Here is a 21,745-nt window from a genome sequence, read left to right on the forward strand (position 1 = left end):
GCCGATGATTTGAAGGGAATGGGGCCGGCCTCAACCGGCCCCAACGGTCATTCGGGTCCGCGCTGGCGCTACTGACCGCGGAAGGTCACGTCGAAATACACGCGTGCCTCGCCGCTTGCGCCTGATGTGTCACCCGGCTGCACCGGTCCGGTACCGCCGCCGAGCTGGCGAATCAGCTGGCCGGCGCCGTTGCGCGTGAACACCGTCCGCGAACGCGCGTCGAGCTGCCGCGGATTGCGGATGGCGCGCAATGTCAGCATGCCCACGTGGCCGTTGTTCAGCCGGACGGCGTAGGTGTGTCCCGCCAGGCCCGTCGCGCTCGTGCTGAACGGCGCCAACGACGCGTTCGCCGCCGCCGCGTCCTGGTTGAAGCCCAGGTCGGCAATGCCGTTCTGCGATTGCAGACGGTAGTTGCCCGCCCCTAGGTCAACCACGCTGAACTCCACATCGGCGTTGTCGCAACCGCCGCTCGCGCCCGACGACAGCCGCAGGCCCGTGCAACCCGACTCGCTCACTTCCACCACCAGCCTCTGCTCCGGCCCCGCGGCCGCCAGTTCATCCGCCAATGCGCCGCTTTCGTCCGGACGCAGCACGAAATGCGGAACCGTCACCGACTTGACCCCGCTGGTCTGCTGCGTGAGCGTGCGCTCGGGATCGATCACCACCGCCAGGTTGAGCGCGAGGCCGGGCGAGACGGCCCCTCCCGCCGCGGCCCCAGCGTCGGTGGCGCTCCCCGCGCCCGAAGCCGGGAAGCGCTGCCCGCGCCGGCCGCGCGACCCGCCCACCCGCGCGTTGCTCCACTCCAGCGCACCCAGCGTGCCGCCGCCCGCGGCCACGTCAAACGTGTCGCTGGCCACGGTCACCCCGTTCACCTGCAACGCGACCGGCACTTTGTGCGCCGCGCCGGTGCCCTTGTTTGTGATCCGGAAGCGCACCGCCACCGTGTCCCCGGCGCGCGGCAGCGACGGGCTGAATGACACGTCCGCGGCGCTGATGCTCAAATCGGGCAGCCCGCCCCCGCTTCCTCGCTTTGCGCCCTGGCGGCGCGCCGCGCTCCCGCTGGCCCCGCGGCTCCACGACCCGCGTTTCGCCGTGGCAACGCCCGGCGCCGTGCCCCCCCCACAAAGTCCGCCGGCTGCCGACATATCAACCGCCAGGTCGAGGAACGTGGCGGTCACCGTGTCGTTGCCATTGGTCACCGTCACGTCGAAGAACACGCTCTGCAGGTCGAGCGGCGCATTGGCGGCCGTGGCTGAACTGTTGAACTGGAATGTGGGCAGGGCCGTGTACCCGTTCCCGGTAAACGTGCTGCTTCCGGTGGGGATGTTCACGCTCAGCCCGCCCCCCGCAAACGGAAACTCGTTGGTCTCCCACGCCCAGTTGACGGTCGGAATGTTGAAGCCGTTGTCGGCGATGAAATTCACCGCCAGCGAACCGCTGCCGCCGGGCGGCACGCGCACGCACGCGCCCCCGTTGTTCAGCAGCAAATCGCCGATACGGTAGTACAGTGTCCCAACCGGTTGCACCACTCCCGTCTGCGGGTTGTCGCGCGCCGAAGACACCGAGAACGCCTCCGCCGAGACGGTGCTCGTCGGATTGCCTTCCACCACAAACCCGTCCAGGTCCAGCGTGGCCTGGGCCTGCGCCCCGGCGGGCGTTCTCCAAGCCACTCCCTTGATCTGCTGCGGACTGGTGATGATCTGGTCCTGGTCCACGAAGGTCATATCGAGCGTACCGGGACACGGCGGCGGCGGCCCGATCGACCCGATGCAGCTCGTCCGCGTCGCCGTCACGCTGAACGGCTCGCGCAGGAACCCGTTGATCTGCAGCGGACTCTCGATCGAGTTGTGGCCGGTGTTCGTGTTGATGGAGATGCTGTCGGTGAACGCCGGCAGCACGATCGTGTTGATGAAGATGGTCGCCCCGCGCTTGGCGTCCCGCGTCGTCACCAGGTTCGAGTCCGTCAGGAAGGTAGGCGCGGGCAACGTCGCCACCACCTGCGCGTAGTACAGCGCGTCCGGCGTCAACGCGTCCTCATGCACCGTCACCGTACCGCTGAAGTTGTTGCCGGCGTTCAGTTGCGCCGGGAACGTGGGCACGGTGATGTGGGTACTGGTCAGGCTTACGCTGATCGGCAATGGGACCGTCAAGGACCCGCTGCCCCCCACCAGCCGCGCCTTGATGGTCGTGTTGGCGTTGATGACCGCCGGCGGTGTGAACGGTATTGGGTTTGCGCTCGACTCGCCCGGCGAACCCGGCTGCACCACCAGTTCCCAGTTCGACGCCGTGACGTTCAGCGTCGCGAAGTTGTCCACCAGGTTGGTTTCGCCCTGGGCCGAGACGACGAACAGATGGACCTGCACGGCGTTGCTCATGGTGGGATCGTCCGGCATCCACACGTCCATGGTCACGTTCGTTGAGGCGCCTGCGGCCAGAGACGAACTGAGTTCCTTGAACCCAACCAGCCTGCCTCCTATGCTCGCCCCGATCTCAATCGGATTCAGGCTCGGCCCGGTGCCGTGGTTGTTCACCGTGAGGCCAATCTGGAACGTCTCCCCGAACAGGATCGGGTTGGTCGTGGTGTTGCGCCCCGTCGTCGTGCCGCCCAGCGCCACATTCTGCAAAGCGAAGTCCGGCGTGCCGCTGGCCGCATTCACGTTCACCGGTATGGTAATGGAATCGTCGGCGGTGGACTGCGTGATGGACGTGGTCAGGCTGATGGTGGCCGTGTACGGGCCCGGCGGCACCTGCGATGTCAGCGCCGAGGGTATGGTGAAAAACGCGTTCGCGGTTTGCCCCGCCGCCGGCGCCGGCACCGACGTCTGGAACGGCGGATTGCACGCGCCGATGCACGCGATCGAGACCACGATGAACCCGGTCGGGCTGAGACTGCCGATGTTCTTGACCGGCACCGTGATGTTCAGGCTTTCGCCCACCGTCAGTGAGTTCGGGCCGGTGAAGGGCGCAGGCCCGTGCCCGGCGATCTGCATCGTCAGCGGCACGTAGTTGGCCTGCGGCGGCGCGTTGGTCACGATGATCGTGGCGTTGAAGTTCACGTTGCCGGCCGGCACATTGCTGGTGGGAATTCCGCCGTCGGTGGCGTGCACAACCGCCGTCAGATTGCCCAGCGCCAGCCCCGTCGCTGCCTGCACGTTCCAGGTCACATTTCCGGGCGTGTTCAAGACTTGCGTGAGCGGATTGGGCGTGCTGATGCCGCCCGGCAATGTGATCGAGAGTTGAAGCGGAAAGATGCCGCCGCTCACGCTCACTGTCAGGGCCTGCGTCGGACCACCGGCTTGGACCGCCACCGGACTGCTGTTCATCGCGATCTCGCTCAGCACCTGGAACACAATCGGCTGGTTGGCGGCGTGCGTCACACCGCCCACCGTTCCCGTGATGTTGGCCGTGAACGGCCCCGGCCCGCTCGACACCGTCCCACCCAGCGTCGTGCCGTTGGCGCCGCTGGCCGCCAGCCCCGACGGCGCGCCCGTGTAGCTCACGGTCACCGTCAGCGGATAACTCGCCGGATTGATCTGCACCGCAGGCACGCTGGCCGCCCGGCCGTTGATGAGCTGCACCGTCGAGGTGGGCAGCGTTGTCAGCGTGAAGTCCACTAGTCGGATGCTGGTCGTCAGAGTGTTGTTCGCGGTGTTGGTTTCCTGCACTGCGTTGTTGGTGTTCACGTCAACCTGCAGCGAGCCCGTGATGTCAGCCGGCGCCGCCGCCAGCTGTGGCACGTTTACGTTGACCGTTGCCAGGGCGCTGCCGCCCGCCGGAACATTCGGTCCCGTCCCCGATCCCACCGGGCTCCCGTTGATCCTGAGCACCACGTCGTAGCCCGCCGGCGCATCGTCGAGCCCGGTATTGTTCACGCGGATCGTGATCGTGCCCGCCCCGCCCATCTGCCCGATGATCTGCGTGGCCGGCGCCGGCACCGTCAGGTCGATGTTCCCGTTCGTCTGCGCGGCCAGCGTCAGCGAGTTGTTCCCCAGCGCGCCCGAGCTTTCCAGCGGGTCCTTGTTGATCGTGCAGCTCAGCGTGTTCGCGCCCGCGAAATTGGTGGGGACCACGAAATTGAAGGTGATCGTTCCGCCGGTCGTGTTCGGCTGCACGACCGGAATCGTGTTCGACCCCAGGCTCCGCGTTCCCAGGGGCCCGGTCAGGGAGCACGCGAACGTGTCAGCTGCGTTCGAGGGCACGTTCCCCGTGTTGTGGACCTGGAACGTCACCCCGCGGTTCTGACCCGCCAGGAACGGCGGACCGCCGGCGGCCGTGAAGGCCAGGTTCACCATCGAGAGGTCGATCTGCGCCGCCGTCAGCGTGAGGCTGGCGGTCAGCGTGTCGTTGGCGGCGTTGTTGTCGAATTGCGCCGCCGGAGTGATGCGCACCTGGAAGTTGTGCGTTCCCGAACCGTTCGGCCAGATCACCGGAATCGGCGCCACCACCGACTGGCCCGAAGGGATCGCCGGTATGCCGGCGCTGAATTGGAACCCGGGGAAGTCAGCGCTCGTCACCACCAGGTTGTTGCTCGAGGGCGACGATCCCGTGCTGCCAAGGTTCCGGATCGTGACGTTCACCACGCCCGCTAGCGTCCCGATCAGGTTCGTCGCCGTGAAGCTCTGCACCGCCAGGTCAACGTTGCCGATCACCACCGGCACCACGTCGGTGCTCGTGGTTCCGCAGCTCGCCGTCTGCACCACGCATCCCGGATTGCCGATTCCGACCAGCTGCCCGGGCGTGCCCGGCGTCAGGTTCGGCACGGTGATGCGTCCGCTCACCTGCACGCTTTGTCCAGGCGCGAGCGGCGGCGCAACATCCACGTCGGTCCCGCCAATCTCTGTGCCGGCGCTGTCGGTAAGAGACAATCGCACCTTGACGGTCTGCGTCAGCGGCGCTTTGCCCACATTCGTCACCGTCGCCGTCACCTGCACGCTGCCGGTCGGGATCGGCGTGGGATCGTTGCTTGTTGTCGCCGGGCCGCGGCTCGCCTGCGCGCGCGCTCCTTTCACCGGCACTGCCCCGCTCACCGACGTCACATTCGTGATCTGCACTTCAATGTCCGGCAGCGCGGCGTCGCTGGTCTGCGGTCCGGGCGGCAGGCCCTGCACCGTGCCGTTGTCGCCCTGGAAGTCCACAATGCGCCAGCCGTCGCCCGATTCCCGCGACATCCGTACCGAAAGCTGTTCCACCTGGTGGTAGACCAGGTTGGGATTGTTCTGGAACGAGTAGTTTTGCTCCCAGTCGGCGCGCACCGTGGCGTCGTTGCAGTTCACCTGCGCCTGCGAGATGCGCAGGTTGATGTTCATCGAGGCCAGCGTCTGGAACGTGCGCCGCACGTTCTCCTGCAGCTGCGTGTAGCCGGAGAACTGCGTCGCGTCGAAGTACCCGAGGAAGCGCGAAGACTGCAGGGCCACGTACGCGTCAGCCAGGTTGCGCAGCGTGGTCGGCGGATCGTCGTACGCCGTGGGCAGCACGTGCAGCGTCGTATCCGTGGTGTTCTTGTTGCCCGAAGCGTCCGTCGTCACCAGGCGCACGCGGTAGTCGCCCGGCTGCAGCGAGCAGGTCACCGCCGTGAAGTCCGGCGCGCTCGAGGTAAAGCCCGGCAGCGGATTGCACGATCCGCTCGCCGCGCACAGCGACCACTCATAGCTGGTGATGTTCGCGCCGCCGCCACTGGGCGCCGTGTATCGGAAGCTGTTCCCCACTTCCACCGACTGCTCGCCCAGCGCCCCGCCGCCCGCCGGGCTGCCGCGCAACTGGTCGAGCCAGTTCTGCGTGATCTGCGCAATGTTGCCGCTGGCATTGTTCGCGGCCCCGCCCAACCCTTCCCCGGCCGCTCGCAGCGCGCCCTGCAGCGTGCCGTTCACCTCGTTGAAAGCGCCGGCCAGGGCTTGGTTGAATGCCTCATCGGGCGCGCGCCCGTTGAGCGCCTGCTGCGCCGCGTCGAAGCGCGCCTTCAAGTCCGACTGCGCCGTGCCCGCCGCCTGCTCGATCGCCGAGCGCGCCCGCTCGGCCGCCGAGCGCACCGCGTCCACCTGCGCCTGCAGGTCGGAGTCGGCGCGGCTCACGTCGCGGTTCTGCTTGTTGGCGCTGTCAATTTCCGATTTCGATTGCGCTGCCTGGTTGGCAATCTGGTCGGCCACGCCGCCCAGCGCTGTCAGCGCCGACGTTCGCTCCTGCTCGATCAGGTCTTCGTAGCCCTTGCGCAAGGCCGCAGCGTCCCCGGTCGGCGCACCCTGGATGTTGATGACCGCCACCACGTCAGCGCCCTTGGAGCGGCTGAACGTGATCGTGCGCGGGCCCGGCGCCGCATTCGCATCCGCCGCGATGTGTACGTTCACCGCCGTGTTCGTGCCGCCCGGATTCAATCTCGCCTGCACGCCGCCGCCGGCAACCGTGACTTTGTTCACGCCGCCCAGGTTCGAACCCGTCGCGACCGCGTCCACCGCCGTGCCCACCAGCAGCGCTCCCGGCGCCAGCGCGCTTAGCACGCCCGCGGCGGTTTCCTGCAACGCCTCCTGCATCTCCTGCGGGGTGGCTTTGCGCTTCGACGGCGCCTTGCCGCCCGGCACGCTCACGAAGTCGCCCGCGCCGCAATGCTCTTCCCCGCCCACGCTCGGATCGGCGTTGCCGATCTTCGTATCGCCGTCAAAGCAGACGAAGTCGGTGTTCGACGCCGACGCGTTCGACGAAAAATGCGTTCCGATGACGCCGGCAACCGCCGTCGGCGTGCGCAACTGGAAGCTGCCGCCGTCGCGCGTGATCTTGGTGACCTCGGCCCGCATTCGCCCGTACGTCAGCGCCAGCGACGTCTGCTGCGAGCGCGCATCGTGCTGCACGATGCGCAGTTCGGCCTGCGACCCGACCGAGAGAATCGATTCATCCAGCAACTGGATGCGCGCCCGTCCGCCCTTCTCCGTGCGCACCAGGTCCTGCCATACCAGTTCCGAGCCCTTCTTGGCGTCCGTCGACGTCTGTGCCTTGCCGCTGCCGCGCACAATGTGCGCCACCGGGAGCAGCGCCGTGATGCTGCCCGCCTTCGTGTTCACCGTGGGCTTAGGGGGCGGAGCGGCTTCCAGTGGCTGGACTGCCGCCAACAACACGCCCAGAAGGCAACCGACGACCGGACGACGATTCATAGTTCCTCTGTTCCCCTCTTCAACAGTCCCGGTCCCGCCCGATTCGTCCCCCGCGTTCGCGTCGCGTCTTCGGCGACGCTGACGTGGGTTAAGCCCGTCTCGCGTTCAGCTCGCCAGCCCGCGGACACACTTCCGCCCGCGCCCGCCGTCAGCACTGAACTACGCCGGAAACCGGGTACAAGTACGCTGGCACCTTGCGCTTGGAACCCCCCACACGCCCGCTTTTGGCGTGTTGGGGACTGAGTTACGCCTGCTTTTCTCTGGGGAAGGCTTCGGCGCGAATTATTTGATTAAGAGTTTCACCTGTCAAGAAAATTGCGAGTTGCTGAAGCCCTCCCCGCCGATTTCCCTTGCGCTCGGGCGATTACCTTAAGTGCTTTTGCCATGAGCCTTTTGCCTCGAAAACTCACTTGACAGCGCCGCCCTATGACCGCACCATCTATGGACGCCAATCGGCGCGGCTTCTCGCGCCGAGTCTTCAGTCGCCCTGTCAACCAGTCACCCCGCCGGGCTGCCCCCGAATCCGGGCAGACCGTCTCGGACTGGCCGCGCCGTTTTCTGGCGCTGTGGAGGGCCTGAGGTAGATGCTTGTTTTTTCTGGAAGATGTCGCGCAGTTGGTGCTCTGGCTGCTCCTCGGCCTGACGTGGGTCAACCTCGTCTTCTTGTGTTTCGTCTTCTACCGCCGCCTTTCGCGCAAACGCTACTTCGCGGCCAAGGACGCCGCTCGTGAGCACTACCGCCCAATGATTTCGCAGTTTGCCGCCGGCCACATACCCGTCGAGGCCGCCGCCGCCGTGCTGCGCAACGCTCGCACCGTCCCCGAACAGGACGCCGTCCGCGACGCGCTCTTCCTCGAAGCCGCGCCCGCCGATCGCGAGCGCACTACCGAATTGCTCTTTGCCCTGGGAATGGTGGAAGCGTGGGCCAAGCAAGCCTACGGCAAGCGCCAGGCACAGGACGTGGTCCGGCGCGCCCTGCGCCACGAGGCGGCGCCGCTGGCGCCCGCCAACTCGACCGCCCGGCGCGCCACCAGAAGCAGCCTGCGCATGCTGGCCGTCCCCCGCGCTCTGGCCGTCAATCGCCTCGCTCACCTTCGCCCCGAGGTGGCCCAGGTCTTCGCCGCCGAAGCGCTGAAGGATCCCTCGCCCGAGGTTCGCCGCGTCGCCGTGCGCGCCCTTGGTCGCACCCGCCATCCCGCTGGCGTTCCCTTGCTCGCCGCCGAGATCGAGCGGTCCTTTGCCGCCGGCAACGACATTTCCCTGCGCACCGCCAAGGCGGCGCTGGTCGCCTACAACCTTGAGGACCTGCACCTGTTCGTCCCGCTGCTGCGCCACCCCAGCCGCCGCATGCGCTTCGTCGTTGTCGACACCGTCCGCCAGATCGCCGAGCGCGCCGCCCGCAAGGCCCCGCTCAACCGCAACGACTTCCCCATCGAGATGCACCAGCTCCTGCTCAACGAGCTGGCGCGCGACGAGTTCGCCGACGTGCGTGCCCGCACCGCCTCCGTCCTGCGCCACTTCCGCGACGCCGCCGCCGTCGAAGCCCTTCGCAAGCTCACCACCGACGAAGACGAGTTCGTGCGGCTGCACGCCGTGCGGGCCTGCGGCGACCCTTACCTGCCGCAGCTCCTGTCCGCCGTCACCGACCGCCTCGGCGACCCGCGCTGGCGTGTTCGCGAGGCCGCCGTGAAGTCCATCACCGCCTTCGGACAGGCCGGCGACCAGGAACTCTACCGCTACTTCATCCAGTCGCCCGACCGCTACGCCTGCGAGCAGCTCGCTGAGGAAATCCAGCGGCGCGGCCTGGTGCTGCAACTCATGGACCTGCTCCAGGCTTCCACTTCCGGCCGCGCCTCGCCGGGCAGCTCGGCGCATCACGGCGCGCAGCTCGCCACCGCCGTCTTCCAGAAGCTGGTCATGCTCGGCAAAGGATCGCTGCTGCTGCACGCCGCGCAGTCGCCCGAGCTCGATGCCAACACCCGGCTGAAGCTGCTCGACCTGGTGGCGGCCCAGCCCACCCAGCTGACCCTTTCCACCTTCGCCTATCTGGCCCAGACCGATCCCGGCCCGGTCGGCGAACACGCCGCCGAACTGCTGCGCCATATCAGCGAAGCGTCGCGCGCGGCCGCCGCGGGGAGCGACCATGCATAGCTTCATCCTCAAGCTCTTCGACTACGCCAACGCGATCATCCTGCTCTACTTCATCGCCGCCAACGTGATCTACACCATCCTCATGTTGGTCTCGCTCTACAGCGTCACCCTGCACTCGCGCCTGGCCGGCCACTACGGCCACGACCACCTCGCCGCCTCGCCGGTTACGCCGCCCGTCGCGCTCATCGTTCCCGCTTTCAACGAACAGGACGGCATCGTGCAGACCGTCATGTCGCTGTTCGACCTGAACTATCCGGAAAAAGAAATCATCGTCGTTGACGACGGCTCGACCGACAGCACGCTCAACCGCCTCATCGAGAGCTTCCAGCTCCTGCCGCTCGACCTCGTGTATCGCCCGGTGCTGCAGGCCAGGCACCCGTACGCGCTCTACTACAGCCGGCAGTATCCCGAGCTGCTTGTTGCCTCCAAGCAGAACGGCGGTAAGGCCGACGCCGTCAACGTCGGCATCAACCTCGCCCGCAGTCCCTACTTCTGCACCGTCGACGCCGACTCCATCATCGAGCGCGATGCCCTGCTGCGCCTGATGGCGCCGGTCTTCAACTCGCACGTGAACACCGTCGTCTCCGGCGGCATCGTCCGCATCTCCAACGGCTGCCGCATCGTGAACGGCCGCGTGCACGAGATTGACCTGCCGCAGGGCTGGCTGGAACGCTGCCAGATCGTCGAGTACATGCGCACTTTCCTCTTCGGACGCCCCGCCTGGAGCTTCCTCCATGCCACCTTCATCGCCTCGGGCGCTTTCTGCATGCTGCATCGCGAGACCGTGATCGCCTGCGGCGGCTTCAAGCTCGACACCGTCACCGAAGACATCGACATCATCGCCAGCATTCACCAGTACATGCGCGCCCGGAAGTGGAAGTACCAGATGGCCTTCACCACCGACCCGGTCTGCTGGACCGAGTGCCCGCGCACCGTCAGCATGCTTGCCCGCCAGCGCCGCCGCTGGCAGCTCGGCCTCATGCAGACGGTCATGAAGCACGAGAAGATGATCTTCAATCCCCGCTACGGCATGCTCGGCATGCTCAGCATGCCGTTCCACGCTTACGTGGAAGCCATCGGCTGCGTGATCGAAGCGGCCGGCACCATCCTGGTTCCCTTCTCCTTCCTGGTCGGCGCCATGCCTTTCTCGCTCTTCCTGCTGCTGGTGTTCCTCGCCATCGGATACGGCACATTGCTTTCGATCGCGTCGGTCTTGCTCGAAGAAACGACGGTCCGGCGCTATCCCACGATTCGCAACGTCATGACGCTGGTCGGCTACGCCATCCTTGAAAACCTCGGCTATCGCCAGATGGTGACCTTCTTCCGCGCGCAGGGCGTGCTGCGCTTCTTCACCTTCGGCAAAAAAACCTGGGAGGTGGTCACCAAGAAGGGCGTGGCCGCCGCGGGAGCGCGCTCGTGATCGGCTGGATCTGGCGCTGGATCAGCAATCGCGTGATCGCCGGCGTGATCATTCTGTTCGTCGCCGTCGGCGTGTACGAGTTCCGCTTCAAGCCGCAGTACAAGCCCATCTACGAGCAGGGCGTCGCCGACTACCGCGCCGGCCGCTACGCCGCCGCGCTCACCGAGCTGCAGCGCGCTTACGAGATCGCGCCCAACGCCGTAGACGTCATCATGATGATGGGCTGGACCGAGCTGAAGCTCCGCCACTTCGAAGAAGCGCGCTTCTACTTCGACCGCGTGCTCCGCATTGATCCGCGCCTCGAGGAAGCCCGCATCGGCGCCTCCTTCGTCGCTATGGAGACCGGCAAGGGCGAGCTCGACGCGCGCCTGCTCGCCAAGGTCCTCGACCGCCGCTCCGGCGATCCCAACGTGCGCATCCTCATCGCCGCCGCGCTGGTCAACGAAGGAAAGAATTTCGACGCCGCGCGCCTGTATCGCGACCTCTCCGGCGATCGCCATTACGGCAACGCCGCCCGCCTCGCCCTCGAGCAGATGTACGGCATGAAGGGCTTCACCGACAAGATGGCGGAAGAGCTCCCCCCCGCAAATCGCCCCGCGCAACTCCAGTTCCGCTATCGCGCCGATGCCGGCGGCTTCTTCGAGCAGCAGAAGGGCGACGCCTGGGCCCCCTTCTACATCGCCGGCGTGAACCTCGGCCCCGCCGCTCCCGGCTATTATCCCGGCTCGCCGCCCACCGACGGCGACTTCTACGCCGCCTGGATCAAGCAGGCCGACAATCTCTCCGGCAACGTGCTGCGCGCCTACACCCTGCTGCCTCCGGGCTTCTACCGCGCCTATCGCCACTATGTCGCCAACGGCGGAAAACTGAAGCTGTTCCAGCAGGTGTGGATCGGCGAGCCGCCCAACAACGATCTTTACGATCACGGCTTCGTGGAAGAAACGCGCGCCGAAATCCGCTACGTGGTTGACTCCATCCACGGACGCGGCGACGTGCCGCCGCGCCGCACCCGCGGCAGCGGCATCTATGACAGCGACATCTCCGGCCACGTCGCCGCCATCCTCTTCGGCCGCGAAATCGAGCCCTCGATCGCGATCCGCACCAACGTCATCAACCTCGGCCGGAGCTCCTACAACGGCCAGTACATTTCAATTTCCGGCGCAACCGCCACCGAGGTCTGGTGCGCCGAAATGCTCGACTACCTCGTCCGCTACGAGACCGACACCTACAACTGGCAGCATCCCGTCGCGATGGTGAACTGGCCGCCGCTCGATCCCATCGTCCATCCCACCGAGGCGCCCACCAGCGAAGAAGTCCGCTTCCGCATCCGCCGCGGCGAGCAGTTGGCCGCCCCCAAGGAACTCGAAGACGACACCGACGTCGTCTCCATCGACGAAGCCAGGTTCCGCGTTTCACCCGCTTTCCGCGCCGGACTCTTTGCCTCATACCACGTCTATCCGTTCTTTCCCGATTTCCTCCTCCTCGACCCCAAGTACCTGCGCGCTCGCGACTCCATCGGTCCCAACCCGGTGTTCGGCTACCTGCAGGAGCTGCGCGGCCGCATTCCCTATCCGCTGGTCATCACCGAGTTTGGTCTGCCCAACTCGATTGGCATCTCGCACTTCCATCCTTACGGCTGGCACCACGGCGGCCAGACCGAGCAGGACCAGGCCGCCGCCCTCGTCCATTTGTGGCGCGGCATTCGCGAGTCCGGATGCGCCGGGGGCGTGGTTTTCGAGCTGATGGACGAGTGGTTCAAGCACAACTGGCTCACCGTCGACTTCGAAAAGCCGCTCGAACGCGCCAATCTGTGGCTCAACGACCTCGATCCGGAAAAGCGCTTCGGCCTGCTCGGTTTCCATACCTCCAAGTGGAAGCTCTTCGCCGCCGCTGACGACGCCGCCTGGCAGGCCGAGCAGTTGCTCTACACCGGTTCCGGCAACCGCGCAGACGAATCGGGCCCGCGCTTGCGCAGCCTGCGCTTTGCCAGCGACGAGGGCTACCTGTATTTGCGCCTCGATGTCACCTGCCTGGAGTGCCGCGGCCGCGCCGCTCGCGGCAAGACCGCTGGCGCGCTCGCCGATCGCGCCTACGTCGTCGCCATCAACACCACGCCCAACCTCGCCGGCATCCGCCAGCTTCCTTTCTCGCGCCTCGACCTGAAGAGCGGCGCCAACTTCCTGCTCTTCCTCGGTTCCCCCACCGAATCGCGTCTGCTGGTCGCCGACAACTACAACCCGTTCGCGCTCGTTCCCAAGCCCGGCGTGCCCGGCGAAACCGCGCTCATCTATCGCCGCAACTACACGCCTGCATTGCAGCTCGCCGGCTCCTTCGGCGAGTTCGTCGTCGAAACCAACCGCCGCCGCTTTGGACGCGACGGCACCGCCTACCCTGCGCACCGCTACAGCCGCAGCGTGTTGCGCTACGGCAACCCGAATCCCTCGGCGCAGGACTATGATTCGCTTTCCGAGTGGTACGCCGACGCGAAGCGCAACCTCATCCTCGTCAGGATTCCCTGGGGCAAGCTCGTGCTCACCGATCCCTCGAGCCGGCAGGCGTTTTTCGGCTACGATGCCGAAGCTCACGTCCGCTCCATCCTTACGCCTGCGATTGAGCTTTCCGTTTACGAGCTGGCAAACGCAACCACCGCCGACAAGCTCTCATCGGCGCGGCTCGTGGCCAGCTATCCCCCGGCCAGCGGCGGAGTAGTGCAAAATGTGCAGCGCGTCGGCTGGAAGGATTGGCAGGCCGTCGCTGCCGATCCCTATGTGAAGAAGTCTTACTATGCGATCCAGAAGGAATTCTCGGCCGTTACCGGTCGCGCGCCTGCCGTGGAAAATCGCGGCTTGCGCGCTGACCGCGCTGCTGCTGATGGCGGCGGCCCCCCCGGCCGATAAAGACGACCTGCTCCGCGACGCCGACGCCTATGCCGACCAGGGCCGGCTCGCTCAGGCGCGCAGCGCTTACGAGCGCGCCATCGCCGCCGGCGCCCGCCTGGACAACGATTTCCCCCGCGCCTACAACCTCGGCCTCTGCTACCTGAACGGCAAACCGCAGGATTTCGGCAAGGCGGCGCAGTGGCTCGAAAATGCCGTCCGCGCCAACCCCAGGCATGACGACGCCCGCATCAACCTCGCCCACGCTTACGCCTGGGGGCGCCGCTTCGACCGCGCGCTCGAACAGTTCCGCATCCTCTACGCCGCCCACCCTGACTCGACCGCGCACATCAACAGCATCCTCGAGACCGGATACGCCGCCAATCGCATGGACGAGGTCGCTCCCATCGTGCAGGAATACCTCGAGCGCCGCCCCAGCGACGTCAACACGCGCCTCGCCTACGCCCGCATTCTCGGCTACCAGCGCCATTTCCCCGAGGCGATGGCGCAATACCAGTCGGTCCTTGCCGATGACCCTTCGAACCTGGCCGCGCAGATCGGCCAGGCGCGCATCGCCTCCTGGCAGGGCGATTTGGCCAACGCGCTCGAACTCTACGCCAAGGTCCTGCGCCGCAATCCCAATCTGTACGACGCCGAAGTCGGCCGCGCCTTCGTCCTGCTCTGGATGGGCAAGAAGGAAGAGGCCCGCCCGCTGTTCGAGGCCCTCGCCAAACGCAATCGCAACGACAAAGACGTCGCGGCTGCCCTGAAGGAGATCGGCCCGCCCGCGCCGATCGTGCTGCCCTCGGAGTCGCGCGACGCCGCGGCCGCCGGAAGAACGCCCGCGCCTTCCGAGGTGTCAGCCGCTATCGCGGGCGAGAAGCCTGCCGCTCCTGCCAACGTGCCGCCCGATCCCGCGCTCGTCCTGCGCGAGCTGATGTTCAAGGCCGAAGGCGCCGCCGCGCGCGCCGACTACGTCGAGGCCATCCACTTCTACCATCAGGTGCTCGAGAAAGACCCGTCGCGCACCGACGCAGCGCTGCAAATCGCCCGCGTGCTCTCCTGGTCGCGGAACTACGCCGCCTCTGTCGGGCAGTACGACGAGCTGCTCGCCAGCCATCCTGAAGCGCTCCTTGCCCGCGTCGAGCGCGCCCGCGTGCTCTCCTGGTCGCACGAGTTCGAAAAATCAACCGCGGGCTACGCCGAAGTCCTCGAGCAGATCGAGAAAGATCCCGAAGCCGCCGCGAAAGCGGGCGTCGCACCCAATGACGTTCGCCTCGAGTACGCCCGCGTGCTCTCCTGGTCGCGGAAATACGACCAGAGCCTCGAGCAGGTCGCGAAACTCCTCCCGGAAAAACCGGAGGCGAAAGACTTCGACGCCGTCCTGCTGAAGGCGCGCGTGCTCTCCTACGCCAGGCGCTACGACGAGTCCCTCGCCGCTTACGACGTCGCGCTCTCCCTCAAACCCGGCGACGTGGAGGCGCTCACCGGAAAAGGCCAGGCGCTCTACTGGTCGGGCAACCTGCCGGCGGCGGCGGCGGTCCTGCGGCCGCTCGTCGTGCAGCAGACGGAAGAGAAAAAACCAAACACCGACACCAGCTTCACCCTCGCCGCCATCGAGCACGGCCTCGGCCACAACGCCAGGGCCCTCACCTTGCTCTCGTCGGTGCCCGCCACCGCCGACGCCAGGCAGCTTCGCGGCAGCATCGCGCAGGCCATGCGCCCCGAGCTGCGCCTGCGCGTGGGCATTGAAGACGACGCGGAAATCGCCGCCTCACCCGCCATCCCCACCACCGGCATTCGCGCGTCGCGCTACTCGGCAGCCTTTGAGTTCAGCCTCACGCCCGACCTGCGCGCCGAAGTTTCCAATGTCGTCTCCACCACCATCAGCAGCAATCCCCTGCTCGCCAGGCACGGCAGCGAAGCCACGGTGGTGGAAACCATGGGCCGGCTCATCTTCCGCCCCATGCCCTGGATGCAGATGGCCGTCGCCGCCGGCAGCGCGCAGACCGGCGGCGGCGCTTCGGGCAAGACGTCGCAGTTCATCTACGAACTGCACCCGGCGTTTGTCTGGAAAGACCTTCGCCTCGACGTCAGCTCCACGCGCCACGCCGCCGACTACACGCCGCTGGCCGCCATGGACAACGTGGTCGTCCGCCGCGAAACCGTCGCCCTGAGCTACAACCTGCGCAAGCGCTGGATGATGGGCGGCGAGTACTGGCACGGCGCCTACGGCGCCCGGATTCCCGCGCAAACGACGCCCCTCAGCACCAGCGCCGACGGCGGCGCGCTCTTTTTCAGTCCCACGGTCTACCGCAACGACCGTCTCTCAGTCGAAGCCGGCGTCCGCTATGACATCTTCCGGTTCGCCGATAGCGCCGCCGCCTTCGCGCTGACGCCCACCGTCGGTTCAGCGGGCTTCTTCACCCCACGCCTCTACCAGCGCTACTACGGCACGGGACGCGTGAGCTGGGACGCGCACAAGCGTCTGCACGTCGACGTCAACGGCACCTTCGGACCGCAGCGCGTCTTCAGCTTCGACCCGCAGGCGCCGGCCGCGTTTTTCGGACGCACCGGCAGCGTCGGCACGCTCCTGAGCATGCCGTTCCCGCGCCTGCGCCCCTTCCTCGCCTGGGACTACTTCTACACAAATACCGCCAGCTCCCCCGGCCAGCGCGACGGCAGCTATCGCTCGAATGTCGTCTCGTTCGGGCTCTCGACTCGCTTCTGATCACAGCTTTGAATTGTCATCCCGGGCGCATCCCGGGCCCCAGCACGCCCGATTTTGGCGTGCTGGGGCGGAGGAGCGAGGGATCTGCATTCGGGTTGCAGCGACGCCCGCCGGCACGCCGCCACACACTGGGTGACCACCACTTCTGTGGCGCCGACGCCCTCGTCCGCGTGCTCGCGCCTCCACTGCTTTGCACCATGTAGCGGCGGGTGGCCTCTCAAAGCCTTCCTTTGGCTTGAGTGGCGCAGTTCAAGGCTCTCCTTCGTGACATTCGGGGTTTGCCTTCCTTTCCCTCACAACTCTGTCAACCCCCTTCTTGCTGACCTTTTCGCGCAACCGCTACAAAACGCGCACGATAAATTCCTGCGCCGCCTTCCCATTCTCCCCACCCAATCTGCTACGCTGGAAGCAGGCCCGCGCACACGCGCGGGCTTTGCTCTTTGACAACTAACTCCTTGCGGCGGCTGTATATGCCTGCAACTTCTTTAGATCGGCTGTATTGGCGGGAATTTCCCGCTAAGTTCGTGATCTGTAAAGACCGGGGGAGGGGGAGGGTGCCGGGGTCGCGTGCGCCCCTATTTGTTTTGCAAACCCGCCGTTTCCGACTAAACTTACGGGCACACTTTTTCGCACATCCCCACAGTGTGCGCGTGAGGCGCAGCCATGGACGAAAATTCTGTCCTCGGGGCCTACCGTCTTGAAGAGAAGCTCGGCGAAGGAGGCATGGGCGTGGTGTATCGCGCCTGGGACACCGAGCTCGACCGCCAGGTCGCCATCAAGACGCTGATCTCGCACATGGTCTCCGACCCTGAGGTCCTGGAACGTTTTTCGCGCGAGGCCAAGGCCGCATCGCGGCTCATGCATCCCTCGATCGTCACCATCTACCACGTCGGCGCCCACGGCGAGACGCGCTTCATCGCCATGGAGTACGTGGAGGGCAAGACGCTGAAGAAGGCCATCGGCGGCAAGCCCATGCCGCTCACGCAGATCTGCTCCATCGCCATCCAGCTCGCCGACGCGCTCGTGCTCGCGCACGAAAAGAACGTGGTGCATCGCGACCTGAAGGCGGAAAACGTCATGCTCACGCCGCGCATGACGGCCAAGATCCTCGACTTCGGCCTCGCCAAGCTGAAAGAGCCCGAGAGCCAGGCCGCGACCGACGCCACCGTTCTCACGCAGGTCGGCGTGGTGCTCGGCACCGTGAGCCACATGTCGCCGGAGCAGGCGCTGGGCCTCGAAGTTGACGGCCGCACCGACATCTTCGCCCTCGGCGTCATGCTCTACGAGATGACCACCGGCCAGATGCCCTTCACCGGGCCCAACGCGCAGGCCGTGCTCGCTCGCGTCCTGAACCAGGAGCCGGCGCCGGTGGCGCAGCTCAATCCCGACGCGCCGCCCGAGCTGGCCGAGCTGGTCCACGCCTGCCTGCGCAAGGACCGCAACATGCGCCCGCTGGCGGCTGAAGTGCTCGCCAGGCTGAAGCGCATCGAAGCATCGCTGAGCGTGAGCAAGATTTCCTCGATGGAGATCCGCTCTGCCGGTCCGGCCATCACGCCCTCGTCGCCGAACCTGACGCCGGTCATGCCCATTCCGCAGGCCGTAGCCGTCCCCACGGTCACGCCCGTCGCTCCCGCCGCTGCCACTTGGGAAAAAGCCGCGCCCGTCCGCGGACCGCTGGTGGATGCCGATCCCGCCAAGCTGAAGACCGCAACGCTTGTCTACCGCGCGGTGCACGGCCTCAAGATCGCGCTCTCGCTCGGATTGCTCACGGTGCCGCTTGCGTTCCTGTCGCACTTCTTCATCAGCGGCAACGTGATCAAGCCCGAGGTCGTTCAAGGCACCCGGTTCCTGAGCGTTGTGAGCGCCATCGTGGAACCTGCCCTGGGATGGGCGCAGCGCGTCTTCAACTTCAACTACCAGGTGCAGGGTTGGAACTTCGTCACGCTGGGGTTCTTCGTCGCGGCCTTCATCGTGCGCCACCTCATCCTGGTGTGGTTCAGCCGCGTCGACAGCGCCGCCAAGAACAGGATGGTCGCTTACCAGACCGCGCTCGCCTCCAGCCCCAAGGCGCTGGCCGATCGCGCCTCCGGACATCGCCTGCAGATGATGCGTGAAGCCGCCGGCTCGGCCTCGGACCGCCGCCGTCTCGCCTTCCTCGCCGCGGAAGTTACCAACCTTGAGCAGCGCCGGCAGAATGAAGACGCCAACACGCTCGCCCGCTGTCTGGGCGAGTACCACAAGTTCGCCGAAGGCATCCTGCGCAAGAACAACGCGTGGAAGTCCGGCTGGACAGGCGATGCGCTCCAGGCCGCGTTCAACACCCCGGCCGACGCGCTGAACGCCGCGCAGGAACTGCTCACAGGCCTGGCGTGGTTCAACCAGGGATTCCAGCACATGCGCGAACCGCTGGCGGTCCACGTCGGCCTGAGCGCGGGCGAAGTCACCTTCCCCGCCGACTCGGCCATCCAGCAGCTGCGCGATCCGCAGCTGGACCTGGCCGGCCATCTGGAACAACAGGCCCCCGCCGGCGCACTTCGGCTTACGCGCGAGCTGCACTCCGAGCTGGGCGCTCCCGCGGGATTCACCGAAGTGGAACCCACATCCGGCGGACGCGCCGCCCTCCAGTGGCGCGCGCCCGGCAGCTCGGCTGCGAGCGCCGGCTAGCCGCTGTCGCTGCTCGCAAGCTCGATCAAGCATCTCGGCCCGCGCTGGCATCCAAAGCAACCGAGGCACGACTGCTTGGAGCTGAACGAGAACCTGATCTTTGCTCGCGCCTTTTTTCGCCAGCCGCGGATGCTCGGCTCGTTGGTCCCCAGCTCACGCTTCCTGGTGAACCGCGTCCTCGACGGCGCCGACCTGGCCAGCGCCCGCCTTGTAGTCGAGTTCGGGCCCGGCGTCGGCGCCTTCACCCGCGAACTGCTGCGCCGCCTGCCGGCGTCGGCCACCCTGCTCGCCATCGAGAGCAATCCCGACCTGGTGCTCTACCTCCGCCAGTCACTCACGGACCCGCGCCTGCTGCTCGCGCCGGCTTCGGCGCAGTCGGTGGTTGCCCTGCAGCGCCGTTTCGGGCTCCCGGAAGCCGACGTCATCATCTCCGGCGTGCCCTTCAGCGTGATGTCGCCATCCAAGCGCGACAAGATCGTCCGCAATGCCTGGCGCGCGCTTCGTCCCGGTGGCCGTCTGCTCGTCTATCAGTTCAGCGGCGCCGTGCTGCCGTCGCTGCGGCATGCCTTCGGCGAAATCCACCAGGAGTTCGAGCCGCTGAACATCCTGCCGGCGCGCATTTTCCGCTGCACCCGGAACGGCAAACGCGGCCTGGCGCCGCGCGCCGCCTGACGCTGGTTCCCTTCAGACAAAGTCCTATCTCACCACGAAGCCACGAAGACACGAAGTCGATCCAGCACTTTGCATCTTCGTGTCTTTGTGGTGACAGGGTCTTTTCGTCAAACGGGAAACGTGAAACGGCCGGTCACACTGGCTTCACCGCCACCTGCCCGGTCCGCTCCTGTTCGAACACGTAGGCCGGCGCGGCCACGCGGCGCAGCGGCCAGATGTACACCTTCAGTTCTCCCGCGTAATACAACAGCGGCGCGGCATCCGGCAGCTGAATTCCCGCCGCCGACGCGACCGTGTTGCGCTCGATGGAGGCGGTCGCGTCCTCCAGCGGCCACGGCAGGTGATGGATATCGGCGCGGTACAACGCCCCGCGCGCGCCGACGCGGTACAGGCAGTAACGCTCCGTCAGGAAATGCTCCAGCGATCCGCGCTGCGGGTTCCGCGGATTGCCGGCCGGCGCGTAGCGTGCCAGGAATTCCGCCTCGGCGCCGTAGCGGCGCGACCAGTATTTGAACCCGCCCTCCTCCAGCTTGATGCGCATCGCGGCGTGGAAGTATGGCAAGCCGTAGCCCAGGCGCGCTCCCAGCGCCGCCAGGAAGCTGCCCGCATCGAGGCTGAAGAAGTAAACTCCCGGTTTGCCGTCGAACGTAACGTAGGTCCGCACGTTCAACTCGGGGAACGAAGATGTGGGCGGCAGCGGCGGCAGCAGCCGCGCCCGATTGCCCGCGATCTGGAACGGGGTGACCGCAACCCAGGCCTGTGCGTTGTAGGTATCGAGGACCAGCGGTTGCGGCACCAGGCTTCGCAGCGCCGCCGGCGCCACCGGCCAGTGCGCAAACAACAGGTTGTGCCACCGCTGGGTGAGTACCCACGGGCCTTCCGGCAGCGGCCATGGCCGGTGCGCAACCGAACTGAGGATGGGGTCCACTCGCGCCTCGTGCCGGGCCGAATGTTACGGGGAGAAGCCACGCGCCGTCTAGCTTCTGAACCCTGAGTGCAAACCGGTGTGAGCGCAACCGGGCGCTCCCTCTTCGTTCGCGCTGTTGCGCGGCCGCATTCGCGCACTTCCGCCTCCTCCGCTAGAATCAGACCACCGCCATCCGGTGAACGACGTTCTCCATTTCGTTTCGCGCCACGGCTACACCGCCATCGCGCTGGTGGTGTTCTTGGAGGCCGTGGGCCTTCCCATTCCGGCCGCGCTGGCCCTGCTGGCCGGAGGCGCCGCCATCGCCCTCCACCAGCTCCGCATCGACATTTTGCTCGTCACCGCCACGCTGGCCATGCTGCTCGGCGACGTGCTGCTGTTCGTGCTCGGCCGCTACACCGGCTGGACGCTGCTTGCCGTCCTCTGCCGGCTGGCCGCCAATCCTGAGAGCTGCATCCTGCGCTCGGCCGAATCGTTCTACAAGCGAGGACGCACCACGCTGGTCCTGGCCAAGTTCATTCCCGGCATCAACACCATGGCGCCGCCCCTGGCCGGCAGCATGAAGATGCGCGTGGGCCAGTTCCTCTGGCTCGACCTGGCGGGCTGCTTCCTTTACATCTTCGCCTTCGCCGGCATCGGCTTCGTGTTCAGCGGCGTGGTTGAGATGCTGGCCAGCACCTTCCACCGCTTCAGCAGCGGCGTCACCTGGCTGCTTGCGTTGGGCGTCCTCGCCTGGGCGTCCTACCACGCGTATCTGTACTGGAAGCATCGCGTGTACCGCGTGGTGCCGCGCGTACAGGCCAGCGAACTGGCCGCCAAGCTCGCGTCGCAGCAAGATGCGGCGCGCCTCGTCATTGCCGACGTTCGCAGCCACGGCTACTACGACGCCGGCGCGTCACGCATCCGCGGCTCCATCCGCATCGAGCCCAACCGCCTGCGCGATGTGCTCAACGATCTGCCGCGCGACAAGGAGATCTACCTCTACTGCACTTGAGTGCGCGAAGCCACCAGCGCCCGTGTGGCGCACATACTGCGGGAAGAAGGATTTGACGCGTACGTGGTGGTCGGCGGCCTCGCCGCCTGGCGCAAAGCCGGACTTCCGCTTGAAGTTGTGCCGCAGAGTGACCTGGTGATGCTGCCCACGTTCAGCTGAGGGGCCGCCGCGTC

Annotated in this window: 10 protein-coding genes; 8 read left to right on the forward strand and 2 right to left on the reverse strand. The window is 66.6% G+C overall.

Annotated features, from left to right (window positions below):
* Nucleotides 1–68: 68 nt before the first annotated feature.
* Nucleotides 69–7,139: a CARDB domain-containing protein gene (locus VFA60_12980; GenBank protein HZQ92702.1), complete on the reverse strand. Its 7,071-nt coding sequence runs from the start codon at nucleotides 7,137–7,139 to the stop codon at nucleotides 69–71.
* Between the two features lie 588 nt (nucleotides 7,140–7,727).
* Here VFA60_12980 and VFA60_12985 point away from each other — a divergent pair.
* From VFA60_12985 to VFA60_13010, 6 genes are all read left to right on the forward strand, one after another.
* Nucleotides 7,728–9,290: a HEAT repeat domain-containing protein gene (locus VFA60_12985; GenBank protein HZQ92703.1), complete on the forward strand. Its 1,563-nt coding sequence runs from the start codon at nucleotides 7,728–7,730 to the stop codon at nucleotides 9,288–9,290.
* Entirely contained in the window at nucleotides 9,283–10,710 is a 1,428-nt protein-coding gene (locus VFA60_12990; GenBank protein HZQ92704.1) for a glycosyltransferase, read from the forward strand. Before VFA60_12985 ends, VFA60_12990 begins: the two co-directional genes overlap by 8 nt.
* A complete protein-coding gene (locus VFA60_12995; GenBank protein ID HZQ92705.1) occupies nucleotides 10,707–13,607 on the forward strand; it encodes a tetratricopeptide repeat protein in 2,901 nt (966 codons plus the stop codon). The genes VFA60_12990 and VFA60_12995 overlap by 4 nt, the downstream gene beginning before the upstream one ends.
* Nucleotides 13,582–16,317 carry a tetratricopeptide repeat protein gene (locus VFA60_13000; protein ID HZQ92706.1) on the forward strand — a complete coding sequence of 912 codons (2,736 nt, stop codon included), beginning with the start codon at nucleotides 13,582–13,584 and terminating at the stop codon, nucleotides 16,315–16,317. The genes VFA60_12995 and VFA60_13000 overlap by 26 nt, the downstream gene beginning before the upstream one ends.
* 663 nt (nucleotides 16,318–16,980) lie before the next feature.
* Nucleotides 16,981–18,981: a protein kinase gene (locus tag VFA60_13005; protein ID HZQ92707.1), complete on the forward strand. Its 2,001-nt coding sequence runs from the start codon at nucleotides 16,981–16,983 to the stop codon at nucleotides 18,979–18,981.
* 75 nt (nucleotides 18,982–19,056) lie between these two features.
* Nucleotides 19,057–19,653, forward strand: a complete 597-nt coding sequence (locus VFA60_13010; protein ID HZQ92708.1) for a methyltransferase domain-containing protein — start codon at nucleotides 19,057–19,059, stop codon at nucleotides 19,651–19,653.
* A 133-nt stretch (nucleotides 19,654–19,786) separates the two neighbouring features.
* On the opposite strand, the gene VFA60_13015 is transcribed toward VFA60_13010, so the two are convergent.
* Nucleotides 19,787–20,581 carry a DUF2071 domain-containing protein gene (locus VFA60_13015; GenBank protein ID HZQ92709.1) on the reverse strand — a complete coding sequence of 265 codons (795 nt, stop codon included), beginning with the start codon at nucleotides 20,579–20,581 and terminating at the stop codon, nucleotides 19,787–19,789.
* Between the two features lie 175 nt (nucleotides 20,582–20,756).
* On the opposite strand from VFA60_13015, the gene VFA60_13020 reads away from it, so the two are divergent.
* Nucleotides 20,757–21,572, forward strand: coding sequence for a VTT domain-containing protein (locus VFA60_13020; GenBank protein HZQ92710.1), 816 nt, complete (start codon nucleotides 20,757–20,759; stop codon nucleotides 21,570–21,572).
* Nucleotides 21,573–21,731, forward strand: coding sequence for a hypothetical protein (locus VFA60_13025; protein HZQ92711.1), 159 nt, complete (start codon nucleotides 21,573–21,575; stop codon nucleotides 21,729–21,731).
* Nucleotides 21,732–21,745 lie beyond the last annotated feature (14 nt).

Source organism: Terriglobales bacterium (genome assembly GCA_035651995.1).
In the GTDB taxonomy this organism is placed as follows: Bacteria; Acidobacteriota; Terriglobia; order Terriglobales; family Acidobacteriaceae; genus DASRER01.